This window comes from Micromonospora sp. Mcm103 (genome assembly GCF_024519755.1).
In the GTDB taxonomy this organism is placed as follows: domain Bacteria; phylum Actinomycetota; class Actinomycetes; order Mycobacteriales; family Micromonosporaceae; genus Micromonospora; species Micromonospora aurantiaca.
In genome coordinates, this window is the sequence record NZ_JALJRJ010000029.1 from 24,880 (window position 1) to 46,640 (window position 21,761).

The 21,761-nt window shown below is 73.3% G+C and carries 24 protein-coding genes, 3 tRNA genes and 1 pseudogene; 21 read left to right on the forward strand and 7 right to left on the reverse strand.

Going from position 1 to position 21,761, the window contains the following annotated elements:
- The 6 genes from OC439_RS27465 to OC439_RS27490 all read left to right on the forward strand — a co-directional run.
- On the forward strand, positions 1 to 687 hold a 687-nt coding region (locus tag OC439_RS27465; RefSeq protein WP_262015957.1), incomplete at its 5' end, for a type II secretion system F family protein.
- 25 nt (positions 688 to 712) lie between these two features.
- The gene (locus OC439_RS27470) at positions 713 to 922 is read left to right on the forward strand and encodes a hypothetical protein (protein ID WP_194802167.1); all 210 of its coding nucleotides are present in this window, start codon (positions 713 to 715) and stop codon (positions 920 to 922) included.
- The gene (locus OC439_RS27475; RefSeq protein ID WP_228532557.1) at positions 922 to 1,404 is read left to right on the forward strand and encodes a TadE family protein; all 483 of its coding nucleotides are present in this window, start codon (positions 922 to 924) and stop codon (positions 1,402 to 1,404) included. Before OC439_RS27470 ends, OC439_RS27475 begins: the two co-directional genes overlap by 1 nt.
- Complete coding sequence (locus tag OC439_RS27480; RefSeq protein ID WP_262015958.1) at positions 1,401 to 1,874, forward strand: TadE/TadG family type IV pilus assembly protein; 474 nt, start codon at positions 1,401 to 1,403, stop codon at positions 1,872 to 1,874. The genes OC439_RS27475 and OC439_RS27480 overlap by 4 nt, the downstream gene beginning before the upstream one ends.
- Positions 1,871 to 2,302 carry a pilus assembly protein TadG-related protein gene (locus tag OC439_RS27485; protein WP_262015959.1) on the forward strand — a complete coding sequence of 144 codons (432 nt, stop codon included), beginning with the start codon at positions 1,871 to 1,873 and terminating at the stop codon, positions 2,300 to 2,302. Before OC439_RS27480 ends, OC439_RS27485 begins: the two co-directional genes overlap by 4 nt.
- Before the next feature lie 15 nt (positions 2,303 to 2,317).
- On the forward strand, positions 2,318 to 3,334 hold the full coding sequence (locus tag OC439_RS27490; RefSeq protein ID WP_262015960.1) for a LysM peptidoglycan-binding domain-containing protein: 1,017 nt from the start codon (positions 2,318 to 2,320) through the stop codon (positions 3,332 to 3,334).
- Position 3,335: 1 nt separating this feature from the next.
- On the opposite strand, the gene OC439_RS27495 is transcribed toward OC439_RS27490, so the two are convergent.
- Positions 3,336 to 4,187 carry a Rieske 2Fe-2S domain-containing protein gene (locus OC439_RS27495; protein WP_262015961.1) on the reverse strand — a complete coding sequence of 284 codons (852 nt, stop codon included), beginning with the start codon at positions 4,185 to 4,187 and terminating at the stop codon, positions 3,336 to 3,338.
- 83 nt (positions 4,188 to 4,270) lie between these two features.
- Between OC439_RS27495 and OC439_RS27500 the strand changes: the two genes are divergently transcribed.
- Positions 4,271 to 5,035 (forward strand): crotonase/enoyl-CoA hydratase family protein, encoded by a 765-nt coding sequence (locus tag OC439_RS27500; RefSeq protein WP_262015962.1) that lies wholly within the window; start codon positions 4,271 to 4,273, stop codon positions 5,033 to 5,035.
- Positions 5,036 to 5,039: 4 nt separating this feature from the next.
- Here the strand turns inward: OC439_RS27500 and OC439_RS27505 are convergent, their stop codons facing one another.
- The gene (locus tag OC439_RS27505; protein ID WP_262015963.1) at positions 5,040 to 6,524 is read right to left on the reverse strand and encodes a dihydrolipoyl dehydrogenase family protein; all 1,485 of its coding nucleotides are present in this window, start codon (positions 6,522 to 6,524) and stop codon (positions 5,040 to 5,042) included.
- A gap of 92 nt (positions 6,525 to 6,616) precedes the next feature.
- Between OC439_RS27505 and OC439_RS27510 the strand changes: the two genes are divergently transcribed.
- The gene (locus OC439_RS27510) at positions 6,617 to 7,717 is read left to right on the forward strand and encodes a serine hydrolase domain-containing protein (RefSeq protein ID WP_262015964.1); all 1,101 of its coding nucleotides are present in this window, start codon (positions 6,617 to 6,619) and stop codon (positions 7,715 to 7,717) included.
- 270 nt (positions 7,718 to 7,987) lie between these two features.
- Here the strand turns inward: OC439_RS27510 and OC439_RS27515 are convergent.
- Together OC439_RS27515 and OC439_RS27520 are read right to left on the reverse strand one after the other, a co-directional pair.
- Positions 7,988 to 9,309, reverse strand: a pseudogene (locus tag OC439_RS27515) (cryptochrome/photolyase family protein).
- Positions 9,306 to 10,232 carry a phytoene/squalene synthase family protein gene (locus OC439_RS27520; protein WP_262015965.1) on the reverse strand — a complete coding sequence of 309 codons (927 nt, stop codon included), beginning with the start codon at positions 10,230 to 10,232 and terminating at the stop codon, positions 9,306 to 9,308. Before OC439_RS27520 ends, OC439_RS27515 begins: the two are co-directional and overlap by 4 nt.
- 64 nt (positions 10,233 to 10,296) lie before the next feature.
- On the opposite strand from OC439_RS27520, the gene OC439_RS27525 reads away from it, so the two are divergent.
- From OC439_RS27525 to OC439_RS27560, 8 genes are all read left to right on the forward strand, one after another.
- Positions 10,297 to 11,451, forward strand: coding sequence for a polyprenyl synthetase family protein (locus OC439_RS27525; protein WP_262015966.1), 1,155 nt, complete (start codon positions 10,297 to 10,299; stop codon positions 11,449 to 11,451).
- Positions 11,452 to 11,480: 29 nt separating this feature from the next.
- Positions 11,481 to 12,962, forward strand: coding sequence for a phytoene desaturase family protein (gene crtI, locus OC439_RS27530; RefSeq protein ID WP_194802179.1), 1,482 nt, complete (start codon positions 11,481 to 11,483; stop codon positions 12,960 to 12,962).
- Positions 12,959 to 13,552, forward strand: coding sequence for an isopentenyl-diphosphate Delta-isomerase (gene idi / locus OC439_RS27535; protein ID WP_262015967.1), 594 nt, complete (start codon positions 12,959 to 12,961; stop codon positions 13,550 to 13,552). The genes crtI and idi overlap by 4 nt, the downstream gene beginning before the upstream one ends.
- Entirely contained in the window at positions 13,542 to 14,489 is a 948-nt protein-coding gene (locus tag OC439_RS27540; protein ID WP_262015968.1) for a MerR family transcriptional regulator, read from the forward strand. Before idi ends, OC439_RS27540 begins: the two co-directional genes overlap by 11 nt.
- Before the next feature lie 76 nt (positions 14,490 to 14,565).
- Positions 14,566 to 15,354, forward strand: coding sequence for a polysaccharide deacetylase family protein (locus OC439_RS27545; RefSeq protein WP_262015969.1), 789 nt, complete (start codon positions 14,566 to 14,568; stop codon positions 15,352 to 15,354).
- A 143-nt stretch (positions 15,355 to 15,497) separates the two neighbouring features.
- A tRNA-Glu gene (locus OC439_RS27550) sits at positions 15,498 to 15,570 on the forward strand.
- Positions 15,571 to 15,603: 33 nt separating this feature from the next.
- Positions 15,604 to 15,677 (forward strand) — tRNA-Asp (locus tag OC439_RS27555).
- Between the two features lie 76 nt (positions 15,678 to 15,753).
- Positions 15,754 to 15,827 (forward strand) — tRNA-Phe (locus OC439_RS27560).
- A gap of 63 nt (positions 15,828 to 15,890) precedes the next feature.
- Here the strand turns inward: OC439_RS27560 and OC439_RS27565 are convergent.
- On the reverse strand, positions 15,891 to 16,787 hold the full coding sequence (locus tag OC439_RS27565; RefSeq protein ID WP_262015970.1) for a LysR family transcriptional regulator: 897 nt from the start codon (positions 16,785 to 16,787) through the stop codon (positions 15,891 to 15,893).
- 79 nt (positions 16,788 to 16,866) lie between these two features.
- Here OC439_RS27565 and OC439_RS27570 point away from each other — a divergent pair, with 79 nt between their 5' ends.
- Positions 16,867 to 17,679, forward strand: a complete 813-nt coding sequence (locus tag OC439_RS27570; protein ID WP_262015971.1) for an NAD(P)-dependent oxidoreductase — start codon at positions 16,867 to 16,869, stop codon at positions 17,677 to 17,679.
- A 10-nt stretch (positions 17,680 to 17,689) separates the two neighbouring features.
- Positions 17,690 to 18,100, forward strand: a complete 411-nt coding sequence (locus OC439_RS27575) for a RidA family protein (protein ID WP_262015972.1) — start codon at positions 17,690 to 17,692, stop codon at positions 18,098 to 18,100.
- A gap of 137 nt (positions 18,101 to 18,237) precedes the next feature.
- Here OC439_RS27575 and OC439_RS27580 read toward each other — a convergent pair whose 3' ends face one another.
- Positions 18,238 to 18,675 carry an ArsI/CadI family heavy metal resistance metalloenzyme gene (locus OC439_RS27580; RefSeq protein ID WP_262015973.1) on the reverse strand — a complete coding sequence of 146 codons (438 nt, stop codon included), beginning with the start codon at positions 18,673 to 18,675 and terminating at the stop codon, positions 18,238 to 18,240.
- A 191-nt stretch (positions 18,676 to 18,866) separates the two neighbouring features.
- On the opposite strand from OC439_RS27580, the gene OC439_RS27585 reads away from it, so the two are divergent.
- Positions 18,867 to 19,613 (forward strand): hypothetical protein, encoded by a 747-nt coding sequence (locus tag OC439_RS27585; protein WP_262015974.1) that lies wholly within the window; start codon positions 18,867 to 18,869, stop codon positions 19,611 to 19,613.
- A 2-nt stretch (positions 19,614 to 19,615) separates the two neighbouring features.
- On the forward strand, positions 19,616 to 19,975 hold the full coding sequence (locus OC439_RS27590) for a winged helix-turn-helix domain-containing protein (RefSeq protein ID WP_262015975.1): 360 nt from the start codon (positions 19,616 to 19,618) through the stop codon (positions 19,973 to 19,975).
- Positions 19,976 to 20,055: 80 nt separating this feature from the next.
- On the opposite strand, the gene OC439_RS27595 is transcribed toward OC439_RS27590, so the two are convergent.
- Positions 20,056 to 21,009 carry a hypothetical protein gene (locus OC439_RS27595; protein WP_262015976.1) on the reverse strand — a complete coding sequence of 318 codons (954 nt, stop codon included), beginning with the start codon at positions 21,007 to 21,009 and terminating at the stop codon, positions 20,056 to 20,058.
- Positions 21,010 to 21,243: 234 nt separating this feature from the next.
- Between OC439_RS27595 and OC439_RS27600 the strand changes: the two genes are divergently transcribed.
- On the forward strand, positions 21,244 to 21,756 hold the full coding sequence (locus tag OC439_RS27600) for an SRPBCC family protein (protein WP_262015977.1): 513 nt from the start codon (positions 21,244 to 21,246) through the stop codon (positions 21,754 to 21,756).
- Positions 21,757 to 21,761 lie beyond the last annotated feature (5 nt).

Here is a 21,761-nt window from a genome sequence, read left to right on the forward strand (position 1 = left end):
GGGGGGTTCGCCCGCTGGCTGCGCCCGCCGCACCGGCAACTCGCCCTGCTCGACCGCACCCCCGAGCAGTACGCGCTGTCGGTGCTGCTGTCCGCGCTCATCGGCTTCGCCACGCCGGCGGTCGCCTCGGCGGTGCTCTTCGTCGGCGGGGTGGCGCTGCCGGTGGCCGTACCGGTGGTGGCCAGCCTGGGCCTGGCGCTCGGTGCCGGACTGCTCGCGCACCGCGCGGTCCTCGCCAAGGCCGACGCCGCCCGGGACGAGTTCCGGCAGGCGGTCTGCACCTACCTCGACCTGGTGGCGTTGCAGTTGTCCGCCGCGCACGGCCCGGTGCAGTCGCTGGAGCGCGCGGCGGCGGTCTGCGACGGCTGGGTCTTCGACCGGATCCGGGAGGCGCTGCGGCTCGCCCAGCTTCAGATGCACTCGCCCTGGGACGAGTTGCAGGAGCTGGCCGAGCGGATCGGCATCCCGGAGCTGGGCGACGTGGGCGCCATCATGCGCTCCTCCGGCAGCGAGGGCGCCCAGGTGCACGAGACGTTGCGGTCCCGCGCCGACTCGCTGCGCGACCAGATCCGTACCGACAACCTGGCCCGGGCCGAGGGGGTCACCAGCAAGTTGGACATTCCCGGCTCGCTGCTGGTGTTCGTCCTGCTCGGCTTCGCCGTCTATCCGTTCCTCGCCCGTCTGTGAACCCACCTTCGAAAAGGAGACGACCATGCACCTCTACGCCTACCTGTACGTGGCGGTGAGCACCCGCCTCGCCGAGCTGCGCCGGGACTCCGAGCGCGGCGACAGCCCGGTGCCGACCGCGGTGATCATTTTCGGCCTGGTCGCGGTGGCCATGGCGGTCACCGGGCTCGCCCTGGCCAAGGCGAACAACTGGATGAACGCCATCCCGGACAACACGGCGCCGCAGGCCCCGTGATGCAGCGCCCCGTCCGTACGGCCCGGAGCCGGCCGGCGTCTGCCGGCCGCCCCGCCGGTCCGCCCGGTCCGGGGCGGATCGCCGCCGCCCTGCGCGCCCGCCTGGCCGAGGGCGAGCGGGGCGCCAACCCGGTCGAGCTGGCAGTGGTGATGCCGGTGATCCTGGTGATGTTGTTCGGCTCGATCCAGGTCGCCGTCTGGTTCGTGGCCCGGTCCACAGCGCTGAACGCCGCGCAGACCGCTGTGAACGCGCAGCGCACGATCGACGCCGGGCCGGACGCCGGCCGGCAGCGGGCGATCAGCTTCCTGCAACAGTCCGGGGACTGGCTGGTCGGCTGGGAGCAGACCGGCCCGACCTGCGTCGAGAGCGCCACCGGCGTCACCTGCACGGTGCAGGGACGCTCCCTGTCGGTCATCCCGGGCGTCTCGTTCGAGGTCACGCAGACCGCGCACGGCCCGGCCGAACGCTGGACCACCGGATGAGCGCCGGGCCGCGGCGGGACCGGGGTTCCGTCTCGATCGAGGTGGCGGTGCTCGCGCCCGCCTTCATCGGGCTGATGGTGCTGGCCGGGGTCGCCGGGCGGACCGCTGTCGCGGACGAGGCGGTGGAGTCGGCCGCCCACGACGCCGCCCGGGCCGCCTCGCTCGCCCGCAACGCCGACGACGGTGCGGAGGCCGCCGAGGAGGCGGCCCAGGACCAGCTCGGCTGGGCGGGACTGAACTGCACCGGCCCACCCCAGATCGATCTCGCGGGCTCGGTGGCCGGGACGACGACGAGCTTCGCCGCCGCGTACGCAAGCGCCGCAGGCGTGCCGGCGACCGTGACGGTCACGGTGACCTGCACCGTCTCCTTCGACGACCTGAGCGCGCCCGGCCTGCCCGGCGTGCCGGGTGGCAAGACCGTCTCGGCGAGGTTCACCTCGCCGCTGGACACCTACCGGAGTCGCGGATGACCGGGCGGCGCGAGGCGGAGAGCGGCCGGGTGAGCCTGTTCCTGGCCGTGGCGATGACCGGCGTACTGGCGATCATCGGCCTCGCCTACGACGGCGCGGGTCAACTGCGCACACTCCAGCGCGCGGACAACCTGGCCGCCGAGGCGGCCCGCGCCGGCGGCCAGATGATCGACCGCGCGCGGGCCATCGAGGGTGGTCCGAAGCAGATCGACCAGGTCGCCGCCCGCGCCGCTGTCGCCGCCTACCTCGACGCCGCGGGCGGCGTCCAGGACCACGACGTCGACTTCCCCGTGGTCGGCACCGAGACCCAGATCCGGGTGAGCGTGCAGATCACCTACAGCCGGGACCTGCTGAGTCTGTTCGGCGTGCAAGAGACCGCCACCGTCACCGGTGACGCCACCGCTCGGGCGCTCACCGGACCACCGTAGGAAGGGAAGGCCGCCATGGGCGCACCCCGACGCTCCCCCGTCCGCCGCGCCGGCCAGGTTCTCACCGGCCTCGGCGCCCTCGTCGTGCTCGTCGGCGTGCTGGCCGGCGGGCCGGTCGCGCTGCTGGCGTTCGCCGGCAACCCGCTCCCGGATCACCTGCCCACGCTGGCCGAGGTCGGTACGGCGTTGACCAGCCGCGACGACGGTCAACTGTTCCTGCGCGCGCTGGCGGTGGTGGGCTGGTTCGGCTGGGCCACGTTCGCGTTCTCCGTCGTGGTGGAGCTGCTCGCCGCGGCGGTACGCCGGCCGGCGCCGAAGCTGCCCGGCATGCACCGCCAGCAGAAGGCCGCAGCCGCCCTCGTCGGTTCGGTCGCGTTGATCCTGGTCGCGAGCCCGGCCGCGGCGAGTGCCGCCGCGCTGACCGCCCCACAGCCGGCGGTCGCCGCCGTCACCTCACCGGCCGTGGCCGCGAGCCAGGTCACCCCGCCGGCCCCGGTCGCGTCGAAGGCGGACGACCCGGCCGTGTACCGGGTGGCGAAGGGCGACTACCTGGGCGAGGTGGCGGATCGCTACCTGGACGACTTCGACAGGTACAAGGAGTTGGCCCGGCTGAACCGGCTCGCCGACCCGGACCGGATCCGCCCGGGTCAGCTCATCACGCTGCCGGACGGCGCGACGGATTCGGGTGCCCGGCGGCACGCCGCCGGACGGATCGTGGTCACCAAGCCGGCCGAGACGGCACCGGTGAAGCCGGGTGGCGGCGGCGCCTCGTCGACCACCCCGAAGGCGAAGCCCAATCCCACGCCGCGCGACGCGACGCCCACCGTGGAGGCGCCTGTCGGTCAGCCGCCGGCCATGTCGGCGGGCGCGTCCCGGGCCACCGCCGAGGAGGGCATCAACCGTCCGCTCGCCATCTCGGCGGTGCTGGCCGTGGCGAGCATCGTCGGCGCGCAGATCGGCGCGCTGCTCGGGTTGCGTAAGCGGCCGGTGCCGGCCCGGGCGCTGTCCAGTGGGCGGCACCGGCGGGACTGACTCAGGGCAGCCGGGCCTCGACCTGGCCGGACACCACGCGGGTGGGCAGCACGACCTGGTCGTTGGCGGCCGGGCCGTGCACCACCTCGCCGCCGTCGAGCCGGAACGCGCTGCCGTGCCAGGGGCAGACCACACAGGCGTGGCCGTCGACCTGCTCGATCGTGCCTTCGCCGAGCGGGCCGCTCTGGTGCGGGCAGCGCTCCAGCATGACTGTGACGTCGTCGCCGTCCCGGTAGAGGATCACCGAGACGTCATCGATCTTCTTGGTGACCAGTTCGTGCCGGGGCAGGCTGCTCAGGTCGCCGACCCGGTGCCAGCCGTCGCTGATCAGGTGCAGCTCGGAGACGCTCTGGCTGGCCTGGGCACCCTGCTTGTACGCCAGGTGCCCACCCAGGTACGCCCCACCGCTCGCGGCGGACAGCCCCAGGTAGGACAGCGTCCGGCCGAGGCCGTGCCGCCCGTTGAGCCGGGCCGCCAGCGAGCCGGCGAACAACGCCAGCCCGACCGTGTTGGCGGCGGCGTGCACCAGCCCGACCCGGCGCTGGTCGCGGGAGAGCGTGGCCCAGTCGTTGAGCCCGGCGACCGCCGCGGGCAGCGCGCTTACCGTACCGAGACCCACCAGGGCGGTGGCGGCGCGGCGCTGGCCGGGCAGCAGGTCCACCACGGCGGCGGAGATCCAGGCGCCGACCGGCACCTGCACCATCGCGGGGTGCAGTGGATGGCCGAGCCACACGCCGTGCAGCGCGTCGCGTACCCGCTGGGAACGCAGCGTGCCCTGGACGGCGCGCTGCAGCCGGTCACCCACCCGGTCGAGCCCGGTGGCCTGTTCGAGCTTCGTCAGTAGTTCGCGCACTCGTTCCGACTTCCCGGCAGGAGAGCCCCCAAACCGGACGCCCCGGAATTCCCTCGCATGTGCGTCGCGGGCATGCTGGGCCCATGGGGGTACGCGTCGAGCACGCCGGTGCCGTGACCACTGTGATCCTGGACCGGCCCGAGGCCCGTAACGCCGTGGACGGGCCGACCGCACGAGCGCTGGCCGACGCGTTCCGCGCGTTCGACGCCGACCCGGACGCGGCGGTCGCGGTGCTCTGGGGCGCGGGCGGCACGTTCTGCTCCGGCGCCGATCTCAAGGCCGTCGGCACGCCGCGCGGCAACCGGGTCGAGCCCGACGGCGACGGGCCGATGGGCCCCACCCGGATGCGGCTGTCCAAGCCGGTGATCGCGGCGATCTCCGGGTACGCGGTGGCCGGCGGCCTGGAGCTGGCCCTCTGGTGCGACCTGCGGGTCGCCGAGCCGGACGCCACGCTGGGCGTGTTCTGCCGCCGGTGGGGCGTACCGCTGATCGACGGCGGGACGGTCCGGCTGCCCCGGCTGATCGGGGAGAGCCGCGCGATGGACCTGATCCTCACCGGCCGTGCCGTGGGCGCCGACGAGGCGTACGCGATGGGCCTGGTCAACCGGCTGGTCGCGCCGGGTGCGGCCCGCGCGGCGGCCGAGGAGCTGGCCGCCGCTGTCGCCCGGTCTCCGCAGACGTGCCTGCGCAACGACCGGGCGGCGGTGCTGGACGGCGCGGGGCTGCCGGAGCCGGAGGCGATGGCGACCGAGCTGGCCTACGGCCTGGAGTCGCTGGCGGTGGACGGGGTACGCGGCGCCGGCCGGTTCGCCGACGGGGCCGGCCGGCACGGCGCGCCGGCCGGCTGAGGCGTCACTTCAGCGCGCGCAGCGCGTCCTCGATGGCCCTGTGGAACGTCGGGTACGCGTAGATCATGTGCCGGAGCTGGCTGATCGGCACCGCCGCGTGCACCGCCACGACGAGGGCGGAGAGCACCTCCCCGCCGGCCGGTCCGGCCGAGGTGGCGCCGACGAGGACGCCCTGGTCGGCGTCGGCGATCAGCTTGATGAATCCGGCGTTGCCAGTTTTGTGGATCCAGCCCCGGGCCGACGAGGTGAGGTCGGCGTACCCGACCTGGACGTTGACGCCGCGCTCGCGGGCCTGCTGCTCGGTGAGGCCGACCGCGCCGACCTCGGGGTCGGTGAACGTGACCCGGGGCAGCGCCCGGTAGTCGGCGACCGGGACGCTCCCGGGCGCGGCGGTCGGCCCGCCCGCGCTCATCGCGCCGCCGACCGCGCTGACCACCCCGGCCGCGCCGCCGACCACACTCGCGGTGCCGCTGGCGTCCGGGCCGCCCTTGGTACGCCGCATGTGGTCGAGCACGTCCGCCACCACGATGCCGGCCTGGTACATGGCGATGTGGGTGAACGCGCCCTCGCCGGTGAGGTCGCCGACCGCCCAGATCCCGTCGGTGACGTGCATCCGGTCGTTCACCGGCAGGTAGCGCTGCCCGGCGTCCACCCCGACCGTGTCCAGGCCCAGCTCCTCCAGGTGCGCCTTGCGGCCGGTCACCACGAGCAGCTTCTCGCCGGTGAACTCGGCGCCGTCGGCGTACACGGTGAACGTACCGCCGTCGTGGCCGACCCGGCCGGCCTTGACCCCGGTGTGGATCTCCACCCCGTCGGCGCGCAGCGCGTCGGCGGCGAGCGCTGACGCCTCCGGCTCCTCGACCGCGAGCACCCGGTCGGCCGCCTCGACGACGGTCACCCGGACGCCGAACCGGGCGAAGACCTGCGCGAGTTCCAGCCCGATCGCGCCGCCGCCGAGCACCAGCAGTGACTCGGGCAGTTCCTCCACCTCGATGGCCTGGTGATTGGTCCAGTACGGCGTGTCGGCCAGCCCGTCGATCGGCGGGACCGAGGGCCGGGTGCCGGTGCCGAGGACGATCCCGTAGCGCGCCTGGAACACCTGGTCGCCGACGCGTACCCGGTTCGGGCCGTCGAGCCGCCCGCTGCCCCTGACGAACCGGCCGCCCTTACCGGTGAACCGGTCCACCGCCACCTTGTCGTCCCAGGTGTCGGTGGCCTCGGCGCGGATCCGCTTCGCCACCGGCGCCCAGTCTGGCCGCACCTGGGCGGACCCGGCCAGCTCGTTGACCCGGTGCGCCTCGGCCAGCGCGTTCGCCGCCCGGATCATCATCTTGCTCGGCACGCATCCCCAGTAGGGGCACTCGCCGCCGACCAGGTCACGTTCGATGCCGACCACGGTGAGGCCGGCCTCGGCGAGCCGCCCGGCCACCTCCTCGCCGCCGACGCCGAGCCCGACCACTACTACGTCCACCAGTTCCGGCTCCGCCATTCCGCAAGCATTCCGCACCTTCGGGACACCGACCACCGCACCGGCCTCGAATTCCCGCGCTCGTCCCGAACGCGACCGCCTACCGTGGCCGCATGCACCCGCGCTTCACTCCGGTCCGGGACTGTTTCGACGACCTGTTCGCCACCGGCCGGGAGACGGGCGCGTCGCTGGCGGTGTGGCACGACGGCGTACCGGTGATCGATCTGGTGGGCGGCACCACCGCGCCGGTCCCGCCCGGCGTGGTCGTACCGGTTTCCGGGGCGGACCGGCCGTGGCGGCCGGACACGCTCGTCGACGTCTACTCGACCGGCAAGCCGGTGGTCGCGCTCTGCCTGCTGCTGCTCGTCGACCGGGGCCGGGTCGACCTGGACGCGCCGGTCTCGGTCTACTGGCCGGGCTTCCGCGCCCCGGCCACCGTCCGGCACGTGCTCGCCCACACCGCCGGGCTGCCCGCCTTCCCGGTGCCCCGGCCCGCCGCCGCCGTCGCCGACTGGGATCTGCTCTGCGCCGATCTGGCCGCCGCCGAGCCCGAGTGGACGCCGGGTACCGTCGCGGCCGAGCACGCCTGGACGTACGGGCACCTGGTGGGCGAGCTGGTCCGCCGGGTGGACGGACGCTCGGTGGGCCGGTTCCTGGCCGAGGAGATCGCCGGACCGTGGCGCCTGGACCTGGCCTTCGGGCTGGGCGAGGCGGACCGACGGCGGTGCGCCGACCTGTCGTACGCCGATCCGGCCTGGCCGGACGCGATGCGCGGCGAGCCGGGCTCGTTGCGGGCGCGGGCGCTGGACAACCCGCCGGGCGGGCGCGACGTGGCGATGGTGAACAGCGACCTGTGGCGGTCCGCCGAGATCCCGGCGGTGAACCTGCACGCGACCGCCGCCGGGCTCGCCCGGCTGTACGCGGGCCTGCTCGCCGGCGGCACGCTGGACGGGGTACGCCTGTTCAGCCCGGAACTGGTCGCCGAGGCGACGCGGGTGCAGTATTCCGGCCCGGACCTGCTGCTGGACCGGCCGGTGGACTGGACGCTCGGCATGCAGTGGGAGCCGGACGGCAGCTGGGGCATGGGCGGGATCGGCGGCAGCAGCGCCTGGGCCGACCCGGAACGCGGCTACACCTTCGCGTACGCGACCGCCCGGCTGGCCGACCACGACCGCGTGGAGGACCTGGTCGAGGCGTTGCACTCCTGCCTCTGACAGTCGGTCACCCTCGGTGATACCGGAGCGTCGTCACGCAGCGCATTCGGCCGGCCGGGCGACCCTGTCTTCCCTTTTCCGACTTTGCTCTGCAGCCATCGGCGCAGCACCGCACTGAGCAGTGATTTCCTCGCAGGTCCGAAAACCGCGCGAGGCCCTGGTGGTGACGTTCCGCAACCGATGCGGATATGGCTGCAGAGCAAAGGGGACCGGAGGTGGACGGTGCCGGCCCGGCACGCGATCACCGACAGTGCGCGGGCGACGCAGCGGTCAGCGGAGCCAGACCGGGTCGGCGCCCGGCACCTCCAGCGGTGGCGGGTAGTCGAGCGTGCGGCGCACCTCGTCGGGCAGCCGCCACGGCTGGTGCACCGCCTTGCCCGCCACCGATGCCAGCTCGGGCACCCAGCGCCGCACGTACGCGCCGTCGGGGTCGTAGCGCTCGGCCTGCCGTACCGGGTTGAAGCCGCGGTACGGCCGGGTGTCGTTGCCGGTGCCGGCCACCCACTGCCAGTTGCCCGAGTTGTTGACCCGGTCGCCGTCGAGCAGCCACCGGAAGAAGACCTCCAGGCCGGGCCGCCAGTCCAGCCCGAGGTGCTTGGTCAGGTACCCGGCGGTGATCAGCCGCGCCCGGTTGTGCATCCACCCATCGGCGCGCAACTGGCGCATGCCGGCGTCCACGATCGGCATGCCGGTACGTCCCTCGGACCAGGCGTCGAACGCGTGCGCGTCGTCGCGCCAGTCCTCCCGCGCGCCGCGGCGGTAGGCGACCGTGGACAGGTCGGGGAAACCGGCCACCACCTGGTGGTAGAAGTCGCGCCAGCAGAGCTGCCTGACGAACGGACCGTCCCGCTCGCCCGCCCGGTTCGCCACGGCCAGCGGCGACACGCACCCGAAGCGCAGGTACGGGCTGAGCCGCGAGGTCTCGTCGCCGGCCATGTCGTCGTGGATGTCGTCGTACCGATGGAGGGTGGGCAGCCAGGCGGTGAGCCGGCGCCTGGCGACGGCCTCGCCGCCGACGGCGGCATCCGGGCTGTCGCCCTTCGGCGGATCCGGCAGCCGGCCGGGGTCGACGCCGTCGGGCAGCCGGACCCGCTTCGGCGCGGCCAGCTCGTCCCGCCACCGGGCGCCCTGCCAGACCCGGAAGTAGGGCTGAAGACGCGGTAGTGGTCGCCGCCGCCGGGGCGTAGCGCGCCCGGCTCGACGATGGTCAGGCCGGGGAACAGGCGCAGGAACATCCGGTGCCGCTCGCACTCGGCGCGCAGCCGGCGTTCCCGGCGGTGGGCGTAGCGGCTCACGTCGGCGGAGAGCCCGATGCCCTCGGCGCTCACCTTCCGGGCCAGCTTCACCGTCTCGGCCACCGGGTCGCCACGCCTGATCACCAGGTCGCCGCCGCGCTTGCGCAGCGCCTCGCGCAGGTCGGCCAGGCTCTGGTGCAGGAAGCGGGTGCGGTTCGGCGAGAGCTTCTGCAGCGCCGGGTCGAGCACGTAGAGCGGCACCACCCGGTCGAACGCGGAGCAGGCGGCGGCAAGCGCCGGGTGGTCGTGCACCCGCAGATCACGGGTGAACAGCACCACCGCCGTACGGCCGGTCATCCGGCCAGGGCCGGTTCCAGGGCCGGGCCGGGCACCCGCACCGGCGTGCCGGGCGGCGTGAGCAGCGCCCGCGCGGCCACCGCCATCCGGCGCCGCTGCGGCACCAGGGCACGGCGCACGAAGACGTCGTAGTCCTGGGCGGCCACCTCGTCGAGGATGCCGCCGTAGAGCGCGTACGCGGTGCGCATGCACGCCTGCGAGGCCGGCTCCAGCAGCGGGATGCCCGGTGCGGCTGCCACGTAGTGGGCCTGGGCGCGGGTCACCTCGTACTCGATCAGCTCGCGGATGCGCGGCGTGGTGCGGCCGGCGGCCTTGGCGGCGAGCAGGTCGTCGCGGGTGAGGTCGAACTTGGCCATGTCCTCGTCGGGCAGGTACGTCCGGCCCCGGTCGAGGTCCTCGGAGACGTCCCGGATGAAGTTGGTGAGCTGGAACGCGAAGCCGAGCTGGCGGGCGGGCTCGCGGGCGGCGGCCGGGTCGGAGCTGCCGAGGATCGGCAGCATCATGGTGCCGATGACAGCGGCCGAGCCCTCCATGTAGTCGAGCAGGTCGTCGTAGGTCGGGTACGACATGACCGTCAGGTCCATCGCCATGCTGCGCAGGAACGACGCGAAGTCGTCGCGGTCCAGGTCGAACACGGCGATGGTGTGCAGCACCGCGGGCAGCAGCGGGTCGTCGACCGACGCACCGTGCAGCCCGGCGACGAATCGATCCGACCACTCGCGCAGCCGGGCGGCACGCTCGGCCGGCGGCAGGTCCTCGGTGCGGTCGACGATCTCGTCCGCGTACCGGGTGAAGCCGTACAAGGCGTGCACATGCCGCCGTTTCCAGGCGGGGAGCAGCCTGGTGGCGAGATAGTAGGTACGGCCGTGACGCCGGTGCAGCTCGCGGCAACGGTCATAGGCGGCGGTCAGATCCGTGTCCATCGGCCCTCCTCGGTTTCGACGCAGTAATCGACGCAACTCGTAACCCTAGGGTACGCTCGCCGACATGGCCAACGACGCAGTTGCGGGTAATGCGCTCCGCGTCGCGCCGGCTCAGCCCGGGGCGACGGACGATCCGGTCCGCGGCGTACTGGCCGCGTTCACGAAAGACCTGATCAAAGGGGTCGATGAGACGCTGGCGGCGTTCCTGGCCGCGGAAGTCGAATCGCTCACCGAGATCGACGCAGCGATGGGTGGTTTCGCCGCGACGGCACGTGACTGCGTGCTGGCCGGCGGCAAGCGGGTCCGCCCCACGTTCGCGTACTGGGGATGGCGGGGTGTGGTCGGCGGTGAGGAACCGCTGTGCTCGGTGCTCCCCGCGCTGTCCGCGCTCGAACTGCTGCACACGTTCGCGCTGGTGCACGACGACGTGATGGACGCCTCCGACACCCGGCGCGGGCTGCCGACCGCGCACCGGGCCGCCGCCGCCCGGCACCGGGCCGCCGGGCACACGGGCGACCCCGACCGGTACGGCGAAGCCGTCGCCGTCCTCATCGGCGACCTGTGCATGGTGTGGGCCGACCGGCTCATGGCACACGCGGCGGTCCCGGCGGACCGGCTGCTCGACGTGCGCCGCTGCTACGACCAGATGCGGGTCGAGACGGTCGCCGGGCAGTTCCTGGACGTGCTCGGCGAGAACGACTCGGCGAGCTGGACCGTCGACCGGGCGCTGCGGGTGGCCCGCTACAAGACCGCCAGCTACACCGTCCAGCGCCCGCTGCTGTTCGGTGCCTGCCTGGCCGGCACCGACGCGGACGACCCGCTCATCGCCGCGTACACCAGGTACGGGCTGGCCGTCGGCGAGGCGTTCCAGCTCCGCGACGACCTGCTGGGCGTCTACGGCGACCCGGAGACCACCGGCAAGCCGGCCGGGGACGACCTGCGTACCGGCAAGCCGACCGCGCTGCTGATGCTGGCCCGGCAGCTCGCCGACCCGGCGCAGCACCGCGCGTTGGAGCGGGCCGGCTCGGTCACCGCGGCACACGAGGTGGACCGGCTGGCCGACGTGGTCCGGGACACCGGCGCCACCGCCCGGGTGGAGCGGATGATCTCCGACCGGGTGACCGAGGCGCTCGCCGCGCTCGGCACCGCACCGATCGACGAGACCGCGCGCACCGCGCTGACCGGCCTCGCCTCCGCCGCCACGGCGCGGCGGGCATGATGAGCAACTTCGTGAGCAAGGGGGCCGGAATGCGTACCGTCAAGGGACGGACCGACCGGGTGGTAGTGGTCGGCGCCGGGCTGGGTGGGCTGGCGTGCGCGCTGCACCTGGCCGGCAGTGGCCGGCAGGTGACGGTGCTGGAACGCGAGCCGGTGCCGGGCGGCCGCGCCGGGCGGCTCAGCGTCGACGGGTACGAGTTCGACACCGGCCCGACCGTCCTCACCATGCCCGACCTGATCGCCGAGGCGCTCGGCGCGGTGGGTGAGGAGCTGACCGACTGGCTCGACCTGACCCCGCTCGACCCGGCGTACCGCGCCTACTACCCGGACGGGTCGACGCTCGACGTCATCACCGACACCACCCGGATGGCCGCCGAGATCGCCCGCGTCTGCGGCCCCCGCGAGGCGGACGGCTACCTGCGCTTTGTCGACTACGCCCGCAACCTCTGGCAGTGGGAACGGGCCGACTTCATCGAGCGCAACCTCGACGCGCCGACCGACCTGCTCACCGGCAACCTGCTGAAGCTGTTCGCCAGCGGTGCCTTCCGGCGGCTCCAGACGAAGATCAACCAGTTCTTCCGCGACCCGCGTACCCAGCGGATCTTCTCCTTCCAGGCCATGTACGCGGGCCTGTCCCCGCACGACGCGCTGGCGATCTACGCGGTCATCGCGTACCTCGACTCGGTGGCCGGTGTGTGCTTCCCGCGCGGCGGCATCCACGCGGTCTCCCGCGGCATGGCCGGCGCGGCCGAGAAGCACGGCGTGCAGATCCGGTACGGCACCACGGTGACCCGGGTGGAGACCGCCAACGGCCGCGCCACCGGCGTCGTCACCGCGGACGGCGACTTCATCCCCGCCGACACGGTGGTGCTCAACCCGGACCTGCCGGTCGCCTACCAGGACCTGCTGCCGCCCAGCCGGCAGCGCAAGCTCACCTACTCGCCGTCCTGCGTGGTGCTGCACATCGGTTCGACGCAGGGCTATGGCAAGATCGCCCACCACAACATCCACTTCGGGCGCTCCTGGAAGGGGACGTTCGACGAGGTGATCCGGCGAGGCGAGCTGATGACCGACCCGTCGCTGCTGGTGACGAACCCGAGCCGCACCGACCCGTCGGTGGCGCCGGCCGGGAAGCACACCTACTACGTGCTCGCACCGGTGCCGAACCTGGAGCGGGCGCCGTTCGACTGGACCGGCGACCTCACCCAGCGGTACGCCGACCAGCTCGTGAGCACGCTGGAGGAGCGCGGCTACGTCGGCTTCGGCGACGGCATCGAGGTGATGCGGGCGGTCACCCCGGCCGACTGGGCGGCGCAGGGCATGGCCGCCGGCACCCCGTTCGCCGCCTCGCACAGCCTCTTCCAGACCGGCCCGTTCCGCCCCTCCAACCTGCACCGGACGCTGGAGAACGTGGTGTTCGTCGGCTCCGGCACGCAGCCCGGTGTCGGCGTGCCGATGGTGCTGATCAGCGGCAAGATCGCCGCAGCCCGGGTCACCGGGGCGATGTCGTGAGCGAGCGGGAGACCCACCTGGTCGAGCTGGTCGACGACGACGGCCGGGTGCTCGGCGAGACCACCGTGGCGGCCGCCCACCAGCCACCCGGGCGGCTGCACCGCGCCTTCTCGGTGCTCCTGGTCGACCCCGACGGGCGGGTGCTGCTGCAGCAGCGGGCCGCGGTCAAGACGCGGTTCCCGCTGCGCTGGGCGAACTCCTGCTGCGGGCACCCGCTGCCCGGGCAGTCGCCGGCCGAGGCCGCCAATCGGCGGCTCGCCGAGGAACTCGGCGTCGACCCCGTCGACCTCACCGAGGTCGGCGTGTACCTCTACTACGCCGAGGACCCGGCTACCGGACGGGTCGAGTTCGAGTACGACCACGTGCTGCGCGCCGACGTACCCGCCGACCTGGTCACGCGGCCCGACCCGGACGAGGTGGCCGACCTGCGCTGGGTCGACCCCGGCGCGGTGGTGGCCGACCTGGACGCCCACCCCCGCGAGTACGCCCCGTGGCTCGGCGGCGTGGTCAACCGGCTGCTGCACCCCACCGACGCGTCCCGGCCGGGCGTACCGGACACCGAGGCACCGGAGCGGTCGGGTGGCCGATGAGGCGCTGAGCGCGGGGGCCGTCGCACGCCGACTGGGCGTGGCGGTCACCACGCTGCGTACCTGGCACCAGCGCTACGGCCTCGGCCCCAGCGAGCACGTGCCGGGCCACCACCGGCGGTACACGCCCGCCGACCTCGCCCGCCTGGAGATCATGCGCCGGCTGACCACCGAGGGGGTCGCGCCCGCCGAGGCCGCCCGCTGGGCCCGGCAGGCGCCGGCCGTGCCGCCCCCGGAGCGGCTCGGCCTCAAGGCGAGGGCCTCGACGGTACGCGACGGCGGCGGCACCACCATCCCGGTCGGCCGGGCCGGGCCGGCCGCGCGTGGGCTGGCCCGTGCCGCCATGCGACTGGACTCGGTGACCATCAGCCGGACCATCGCCGACGCGCTGGCCACCGACGGGGTGGTGGCGACCTGGGAGGGGCTGCTGCGGCCGGTGCTCGCCGGCATCGGGGAGCGGCACGCCGCCACCTCCGCACTGATCGAGGTGGAACACCTCATGTCCCGGTGCGTCTCCGAGGCGTTCGCCACGGTGGCGTGGGCCCACCCCACCTCCGGGCCGCCCCGGATCCTGCTCTCCTGCGCCGACGAGGAGCAGCACTCGCTGCCGCTGGAGGCGCTCGCCGCCGCGCTGGCCGAGGTCGGTGTGAGTTATCGCATGCTCGGTGCCCGCGTACCGGTGCCGGCCCTGGTCGAGGCGGTCAACCGGACCGGTCCGGCGGCGGTGGTGCTCTGGTCGCACATCCGCGCGACGGCCGACCCGTGCCAGCTCACCGCGCTGCTGGCGGTGCCGCGCCGGCCGCTGCTGGTGCTCGCCGCCGGGCCCGGCTGGCGGGCCGACTCGCTGCCGGCCGGGGTGGTCCGGCCGGTGGACCTGGCCGAGGCGTTGTCGCTGGCCGTGGCCGTGCGGGACTCGCTGGACCAGTCGACGACAAGCTGAGCCCCTCTCCCGTTCCGGGTCGGCGTCCACTACGGTCGGAAAGTCCGTCTGACCCCGACCCCTCCGGGAGCGACGAATGCGTCCACGCGCCCTGTCGGCGCTCGCCCTGGGCCTGGTGCTCCTCGTCACCGGCTGCGGCGACGCCGGCAAGTCACCCGAGAAGGCCGCCGCACCGGCGTCGGCCTCGGCGTCGCCGTCCCCGACGCCGGTGACGAAGCCCTCACCGACCCACACCACCCCCGCGAAGCCCAAGCTGCGCCCGCTGCCGAAGAAGCTGCCGGCGGGCCTGCACCGGGCCAGCGGGAGCACCGGCGTGGCGCTCACCTTCGACGACGGGCCGGATCCCCGGTACACCCCGCAGATCCTGGCCCAGCTCCGGACGGCCCGGGTGAAGGCCACCTTCTGCGTCGTCGGCAAGCAGGCCAAGCGCTACCCGGAGCTGGTGGCCCGGATCGTCCGGGAGGGTCACCAGCTCTGCAATCACAGCTGGCACCACGACGTGAACCTGGGGCGGCGCTCCGCCGCCGAGATCCGATCCGACCTGGAACGGACGAACGAGGCCATCCACGCCGCCGCGCCCAAGGCGCCGATCACCTGGTTCCGGCAGCCCGGCGGCCGCTGGACGGCCGAGGAGGTCGTGATCGCCAAGCAGATGGGCCTGCGCCCGCTGCACTGGAGCGTGGACCCGCAGGACTGGGACCACCCACCGGCCAAGACGATCATCAAGCGGGTGAAGGGCGCCACCCGGCACGGTTCGGTGGTGCTGATGCACGACGCAGGCGGCGACCGGGCCCAGACGATGGCCGCGTGCCGGCACCTGATCCCGGACATCAAGCGGCGGTACGGCATCGCCCTGCCCCGCTGACCTGCGGTTCTACCCGGCACCACGGCCATCCCGATACCGGTTTTGTCGTCCGCGCAGGCATGACATATGCTTCTCCTGCCTCCGGCGGGGCCGGATGGGAGCAAGTCCGCTTGAAGTTGCGAGTGTGCAATGATGGCGGGGCCGCCCTCATCGTCTAGCGGCCCAGGACGCCGCCCTTTCAAGGCGGTAGCACGGGTTCGAATCCCGTTGGGGGCACGGTCCGGCTCACGCCGGATGCAACACCAGCCAGGTCCTGTGGAGCAGTTGGAGTGCTCGCCGCCCTGTCAAGGCGGAGGTCGCGGGTTCAAGTCCCGTCAGGACCGCAAGCGCTGACGCCGCGCAGCTCGATGCGCGGCGTTCTGCGTATCGGCCCGTGCGGTAGCATGTGCCGAGCACCACGGCCAGGTAGCTCAGTTGGTACGAGCGTCCGACTGAAAATCGGAAGGTCGGCGGTTCGACCCCGCCCCTGGCCACATAGCCTTTCGCCGGGCTACAGGAGCGCCGACCAGCGGGAACGCAGGTCGGCGTTCTGCTTTTCACCCCAGGTGGGCCGCCTCCACCCGCAGATGCTCGAGAAAGTGCGTGACAGCCGGCGGCGGCGTCCTGCCGCGTACGGTCGCCGCGAATATCTGCCGTACCGACTCGTCGTCCGGATGCAGGCGTAGCAGGGCGATGTCCGGCGGGGTTCCGCGTACCGCCAGGGCCGGAACCAGAGCCACCCCCAACCCGGCGGCGACGCATCCCAGCTTGCCGGTCCACTCGGCCGCGACGATGTCGATGCGTGGCGAGAAGCCGCTGGGCAGGCTTGCGCGGAGCAGGCTGTTCTCCGCGGTGGCCGAGCCCACGACGAACGCCTCCTGAGCGAGGTCCGCCAGGCGCACCGAGCAGCGGCGCGCGAGCCGGTGGTCGCGCGCGACCGCGACCAGGAGCCGCTCGTCGAGCAGATGTCGCAGGTCGAATCGGTCGCGGTCCAGCTCGCCCGTGGGCGAGGTGCTGACCACTGCCACATCCGCCTCCTCCGCGAGCAGGCGCTCCAGCAGTTGCGGCGTCACGCCCTCGACCAGCGACAGCGAGATCTCCGGGTAGGCCGAGCGGAACGACGCCATCGCCCGGGGTACGAGAGCCGCGACAGCGGTCGGGAAGGCGCCCACACGCAGCCGCCCTCGGCCGAGCCCGCGCAGGTCGTCGAGGTCACGCCGGGCCGCGGCGAGCCGGTCGAGGACCGCCTCGGCGTGCGGGAGCAGCTCTCGCCCCTCCTCGGTGAGGGCGACGCCGCGGGGCAGCCGGTCGAAGAGCCGAGCGCCGATGTCGGCCTCCAGCGCGGCGATCTGCCGGGAGACAGCCGACTGGGTGAAGCTGAGGGCGCGGGCGGCGGTCGTGATCGAGCCGTGCTGCGCGACGGTGCGGAACACCTCCAGCAGCTGAGTCTCCATGGCAGGCATGTTAGTCACGCATGGCATCTATGCGAGACATTCGTTGGCCGCATTGCTTCCATCGGCCTAGCGTTACCGCGTGAAGATCATTGCGGTCCTCGGGACCGGACACATGGGTACGCCGATCGCGCGCCGCCTCCTGGCCGGCGGCAACCGGGTCAGTGTGTGGAACCGCAGCCCGGAGCGTTCGGAGCCGCTCGCCGCGGTCGGCGCGACGGTGGCCGCGAGCCCGTCCGCCGCGGTCGACGGAGCCGACGTCGTCGTCGTCATGCTCACCGACGCCGCCGCGGTCGAGACGGTGCTGTTCGGGCCGGACGGCGCCGCCACCGCGCTCCGGCCCGGGACGGTCGTGGTGCAGATGTCGACGATCGGGCCGGACGAAGTCCGAGCAGTGGCCGGTCGGCTTCCCGCGGGCGTCTCACTCCTCGACGCCCCCGTCGGCGGCAGCGTCGACGCCGCCCGGGGCGGCACGCTGGCGATCTTCGCGGGCGGCCCCGCCGATACCGTGAAGAGGGCGGCTCCGGTGCTGGAACAGCTCGGTTCTGTCCGTCACTGCGGCCCGATCGGGGCGGGCGCTGCCGTCAAGCTCGTCGCGAACACGGGCCTGGTGACGGCGGTCGCCGCGCTGCACGACGCGCTCGCTGTCGCCGCGGCGCTCGGTGTCGACAGGCAGACCGCCCTCGACGTGCTCGGCCGTGGGGCCCTCGCCGGCGCGGTCGGACGGGTCACCGCGCCGAGCGCCTCGTTCGCAGTCGCGTTGGCGGCGAAGGATGCGCGCCTGGCGCTGCGCCTCCCGGGGGCGGCTCCCCTGCTCGATGCCGCCCTGGACCTGATGCAGGCCGCGCCCGACCAGGACGCGGATCTCTCCTCCCTCGTCTCAGCCGACTCGTGAAGGGATGCTGATGCGCCTCACCCTGGACAACCCCGCATCCGTCGCGGCCCCGTTCGGCGACCGCTTCGCGCACGTCGCCCGGATCGATGTCGGCGGCGGCGCGCTGCTGATGCTCGCCGGACAGGTCGCCGTCGACGACGACGGCGAGGTGGTGGCCCCCGGAGACCCCGGCACCCAGGCCGAACGGATCTTCGAGATCGTGGGCGGCGTGCTCGCGGCGCACGGCGCGTCCTTCGACGACGTGCTGCACATCCGCACGTTCATGACGGACCTGGCTGACCTGCCCGCGTACGCGGCCGTCCGGCGCCGGCTCTTCCCGGGCACACCGCCGCCGGCGAGCACGACGGTCGAGGTCAGCAAGCTCTTCCTGCCGGGCGCTGTACTCGAGGTCGAGGTCACGGCCGTGGTCCGGTCCCGCTAGGGCTCGACACTCACGCGGCACAGAACTCGTGTGGGCCTCATGCCGGACGGTTGCGCTACTCCCGGTTCTTCCCCGCAACGGCGGATCCCCACCGGCGGGAGGGATCCCCGCCGGTGGGGATCCCTCCCGTATCCGGGTCAGACCGCGGCGGGCTGCTCCGCCGCGGCCGAGGTGCAGCAGGCGCTCTCGGTCACCTTCTCCAGCTGCGGCGAGTCGGCCTTGACCGTGTAGACCTCCCACGGCTCGTCGCCGGGGCCGCGCACCCAGACCTTGTCCTGGAGCGCGTAGCAGCACTCGGTGTCGTTCTCCTCCAGCGTGATCAGGCCGGACTCGGTGAGCCGGCTGGTCGCGGCGTTCACCTCGTCGGTGGTGGCCACCTCGACCCCGAGGTGGTCCATCACCGTCGGCAGGCCGGGCTCACCTTCGAGGAGTACGAGCTTCAGCGGCGGGTTCTCCACCGCGAAGTTGGCGTAGCCGGGGCGGCGCTTGGCCGGCTCGACGCCGAACAGCTTGCTGTAGAAGGCCACGGAGCCTTCGAGGTCGGAGACGCGCAGGGCGAGCTGGACGCGGGACATGACTGACTCCCTGTCTCGATGTTTATCGAAGCAGCCTCCACCCTGCCTTCTATTTAGAAGTCTGTCAACCTAGAGGAATATCGAAACAAGCGCTCACCGGTGGTGGGGCCGACAGTCGAGCCCTCCTTGCGCCATTAGGTTTGCAATGCAAACCTATTTGAGTCACAGCACATCGGCTGCCGGGAGGAACCATGCCGTCCGAGTCACCCCGCGAGGACAGTGCCCAGGAACTGCTCGCCTCGATGACCAACCTCCGCCGGCAGGCCCGGGCGGCTCGTCAGGCGTACTGGCTTCCGCTCCTGCTCTTCGGGGTGCTCATCGCGGCGGCCGCGCCGCTGTACGTCGAGTCGACGGAACCAGCCCCGCTGCGCGCCGGGACCGACGGCCCTGCCCTGAGCGGTCTCGGCGGCGGCTTCCTGGAGAAGTCGACCGCGCTCGGCTGGTACTGGCTGGCCGCGCTCGTCGGCGGCTACCTGGCCGGCCTGACGTGGTACCGCTGGCACGGCCGGCGAGCCGGCGTCCAGACCCCGACCCGGGCGTACGTCATCGCCGGCCTCGCGGGCACTCTCGTCGGCCTCGCCCTTCCGGTCGTCCTGGAGTTCCTGCTGTTTAACACCAGCGGGCCGGTGTGGGGCGGCACCAGTCGGCTGACCGGTCCGCTGCTCGGCCTCGCCAACCGGGGCATGCTGCCGCACCTCGTGATCGCCGTCGGCCTGGCGGTCCTCGCTCGCCTGGAACGCAGCCGGAGCCTGTGGGTCGTGGTCGGTCTCTACACCGTCGTGCTGGTAGCCGTGAACGCCTGGTTCCAGCTCTCCGACCTGCAACCGGGTGATCTGACCCGGTTCAGCTTCATGCTGGCGGCCGTGCTCCCGGCACCGGTCCTGCTGATCGGCGGGGGTGTGGCGCTCGCCGCCGCCAAGAAGCAGCACAATCGGTAGTCGTGAGCACCGTGGACGACCCTCGCGCGAGCGGGCCATTCCCGACGAACGGCCTCGACGACACGGTCCACCAGCGGCACCGGCTCGGCATCCTGACCATCGCCGCTGAAGGCGAGCGGGTGGAGGTGGCCTATCTCCGCCAGGCCCTCGAACTCACCGCGGGCAACCTGTCCCGGCACCTCACCGTGCTGGAGGAGGCACGCCTGATCGAGGTGGAGAAGGGCTACCACGGCCGTCGTCCGCGGACGTGGATCCGGATCACCCGGGAGGGCCGTCAGGCCCTGCACTCCGAGATCACCGCACTCCAGGAGCTGCTCCACCGCCACCAGCAGACCGCGCCGGACGACTCCCCACCCCCGTAACGCCCTCTCCTGCACGACGGCCCCGGCCTCGCCCGTTGGGCGGGCGGCGGGCCCGGGAGTGCCGGGAGCGGGTGGGACAGTCAGGTTTGTGGGGGGCGGCGGTTCTGGGTGGGGCTGCCCTGGATCGCCTCCCAGACGCTTCGGCCGGCCTGCCGCAGTGCCTGCCCGGCCTGTCCCGCCAGTTGTGCCGCCTCGGCGGCTGCGCTCGCCGGCTGGCCGGAGCGCTCCGGGCCGCGCTTCTTCTCGGCGGGACGTTCCGCCGACGGGCCCGCCCCGGCGCCCTGCCCCGATCCGGCGGCACGCTCGGACTCCGCCTTCCCCTCCCGCCCGGCACCCGACGCCGGTGACGGCTCGGCCTGCCCGGAACCGGGCGGCGGCTCGGTCCGCCCGGTACTACTTCGCCGAGGACTACCACCAGCAGTACCTGGCGCCGACGACGAATCCGGACGGCTTGGTGGTGGCGGCTGCGTTCGCGCCGGGGGCCGGGGCGGTTCGGGGGCCTCGACCGGGCCGGACACGGCCGGCCCCGTCCGATCGGCCACCGCCGGGGCGGCCCGGTCGACCACCGCCGGCCCGGTGCGCTCGACCACCTCGCCGGCCGCGGCCACCGTACGCCCGGTCTGGTCGACCACCGGCGCGGCGAGCCGGTGCACGTCGTCCAGGGTGACGCCGGCCGAGCGCGCCAGCGCGTCGATCAGCTGCGGATTGCGGTCGATGGTGGTCAGCGCCCGGTCCAGGATCTGCACCAGCTTCTCCAGCCGTACCTTGAGCATCGCCTCGGCGCTCACCCCGGTGATGTCCAGCTCGACGCCCTCCAGGTGCACCCGGACGCCGGCGTCGAGCTGGAGCAGGTTCGCCAGCCGGGCGCGCAGCGACAGGTCGGCGTCGAGCCCGTCCACCGCGAGCCGGATCTCGTCGACGGTCAGCTCCGGCACGTCGAGCAGGACGTCCGGCTCCGGCTCGGGAGCGGCCGGCGAGCCGGTCAGGTCGTCACCGGGGTCCGGCACTGGTGCGGTGGCTCGGCTGTCGGTCATGCTGCCCGCTCTCCCATCGGTCCGGTCGGCGGCGCTTACCCGCATTCCGGTACGGCATCCGTCACCCACCAGCACCTCGCGGAAGCCCGCCTGACCTCCCGGAAGCGCCGCCCGCGCCTTGCGCAGAGCGCCTGTCCCACCACTCAGCGCTGTCGGGAACCGGTGTTCCCGGTGTCCGGAAGCGGGCGGAACGGAAGCTGCACACCGAGACATGAGCCGGTATGGTCCGGACCTATGGGACAGGAGATGGCCGATCCGGATGAGGTCCGGCAGGAATCCGATCGCTTCTCCCTCCGCAGCAGCCTGCTCGTCCCGGCGTCCGCCGAGCGGGCGTACGCCGTCTTCACCGGCGCGCTCGCCGACTGGTGGGTGCGTGAATACACCTGGTCCGGCCCGGAGGCGCTCGCTGCGCTCGGCATCGAGCCCCGGGCCGGCGGCATGCTCTACGAGATCGGCCCGTACGGCTTCCGCAACGACTGGGGCCGCGTGCTGACCTGGGATCCGCCGCGGCGCCTGGTGTTCACCTGGCAGATCGGCCCGGACCGGGTGCCGGTGCCGGACCCGGCGCGGGCCAGCGAGGTGGAGGTCCTGTTCCACGCCGACGGTCCGGAGCAGACCCGGGTGGACGTCGAGCACCGCTACTTCGACAGGCACGGCACGGCGGCCGAGGGCTACCGCGAGGCGCTCACCGCGGGCTGGCACGAACTGCTCTGCCGCTATCTGGCAACGGTCGCCCGTACCGCCTGAGATCG

Bases quoted from the DNA above. Each gene is read 5' to 3' on its own strand.
- OC439_RS27470 (WP_194802167.1), top strand. From the start codon at position 713: ATGCACCTCTACGCCTACCTGTACGTGGCGGTGAGCACCCGCCTCGCC.
- OC439_RS27475 (WP_228532557.1), top strand. From the start codon at position 922: ATGCAGCGCCCCGTCCGTACGGCCCGGAGCCGGCCGGCGTCTGCCGGC.
- OC439_RS27480 (WP_262015958.1), top strand. From the start codon at position 1,401: ATGAGCGCCGGGCCGCGGCGGGACCGGGGTTCCGTCTCGATCGAGGTG.
- OC439_RS27485 (WP_262015959.1), top strand. From the start codon at position 1,871: ATGACCGGGCGGCGCGAGGCGGAGAGCGGCCGGGTGAGCCTGTTCCTG.
- OC439_RS27490 (WP_262015960.1), top strand. From the start codon at position 2,318: ATGGGCGCACCCCGACGCTCCCCCGTCCGCCGCGCCGGCCAGGTTCTC.
- OC439_RS27500 (WP_262015962.1), top strand. From the start codon at position 4,271: ATGGGGGTACGCGTCGAGCACGCCGGTGCCGTGACCACTGTGATCCTG.
- OC439_RS27505 (WP_262015963.1), bottom strand. From the start codon at position 6,524: ATGGCGGAGCCGGAACTGGTGGACGTAGTAGTGGTCGGGCTCGGCGTC.
- OC439_RS27510 (WP_262015964.1), top strand. From the start codon at position 6,617: ATGCACCCGCGCTTCACTCCGGTCCGGGACTGTTTCGACGACCTGTTC.
- OC439_RS27520 (WP_262015965.1), bottom strand. From the start codon at position 10,232: ATGGACACGGATCTGACCGCCGCCTATGACCGTTGCCGCGAGCTGCAC.
- OC439_RS27525 (WP_262015966.1), top strand. From the start codon at position 10,297: ATGGCCAACGACGCAGTTGCGGGTAATGCGCTCCGCGTCGCGCCGGCT.
- crtI (WP_194802179.1), top strand. From the start codon at position 11,481: ATGCGTACCGTCAAGGGACGGACCGACCGGGTGGTAGTGGTCGGCGCC.
- OC439_RS27545 (WP_262015969.1), top strand. From the start codon at position 14,566: ATGCGTCCACGCGCCCTGTCGGCGCTCGCCCTGGGCCTGGTGCTCCTC.
- OC439_RS27565 (WP_262015970.1), bottom strand. From the start codon at position 16,787: ATGGAGACTCAGCTGCTGGAGGTGTTCCGCACCGTCGCGCAGCACGGC.
- OC439_RS27575 (WP_262015972.1), top strand. From the start codon at position 17,690: ATGCGCCTCACCCTGGACAACCCCGCATCCGTCGCGGCCCCGTTCGGC.
- OC439_RS27580 (WP_262015973.1), bottom strand. From the start codon at position 18,675: ATGTCCCGCGTCCAGCTCGCCCTGCGCGTCTCCGACCTCGAAGGCTCC.
- OC439_RS27585 (WP_262015974.1), top strand. From the start codon at position 18,867: ATGCCGTCCGAGTCACCCCGCGAGGACAGTGCCCAGGAACTGCTCGCC.
- OC439_RS27595 (WP_262015976.1), bottom strand. From the start codon at position 21,009: ATGACCGACAGCCGAGCCACCGCACCAGTGCCGGACCCCGGTGACGAC.
- OC439_RS27600 (WP_262015977.1), top strand. From the start codon at position 21,244: ATGGGACAGGAGATGGCCGATCCGGATGAGGTCCGGCAGGAATCCGAT.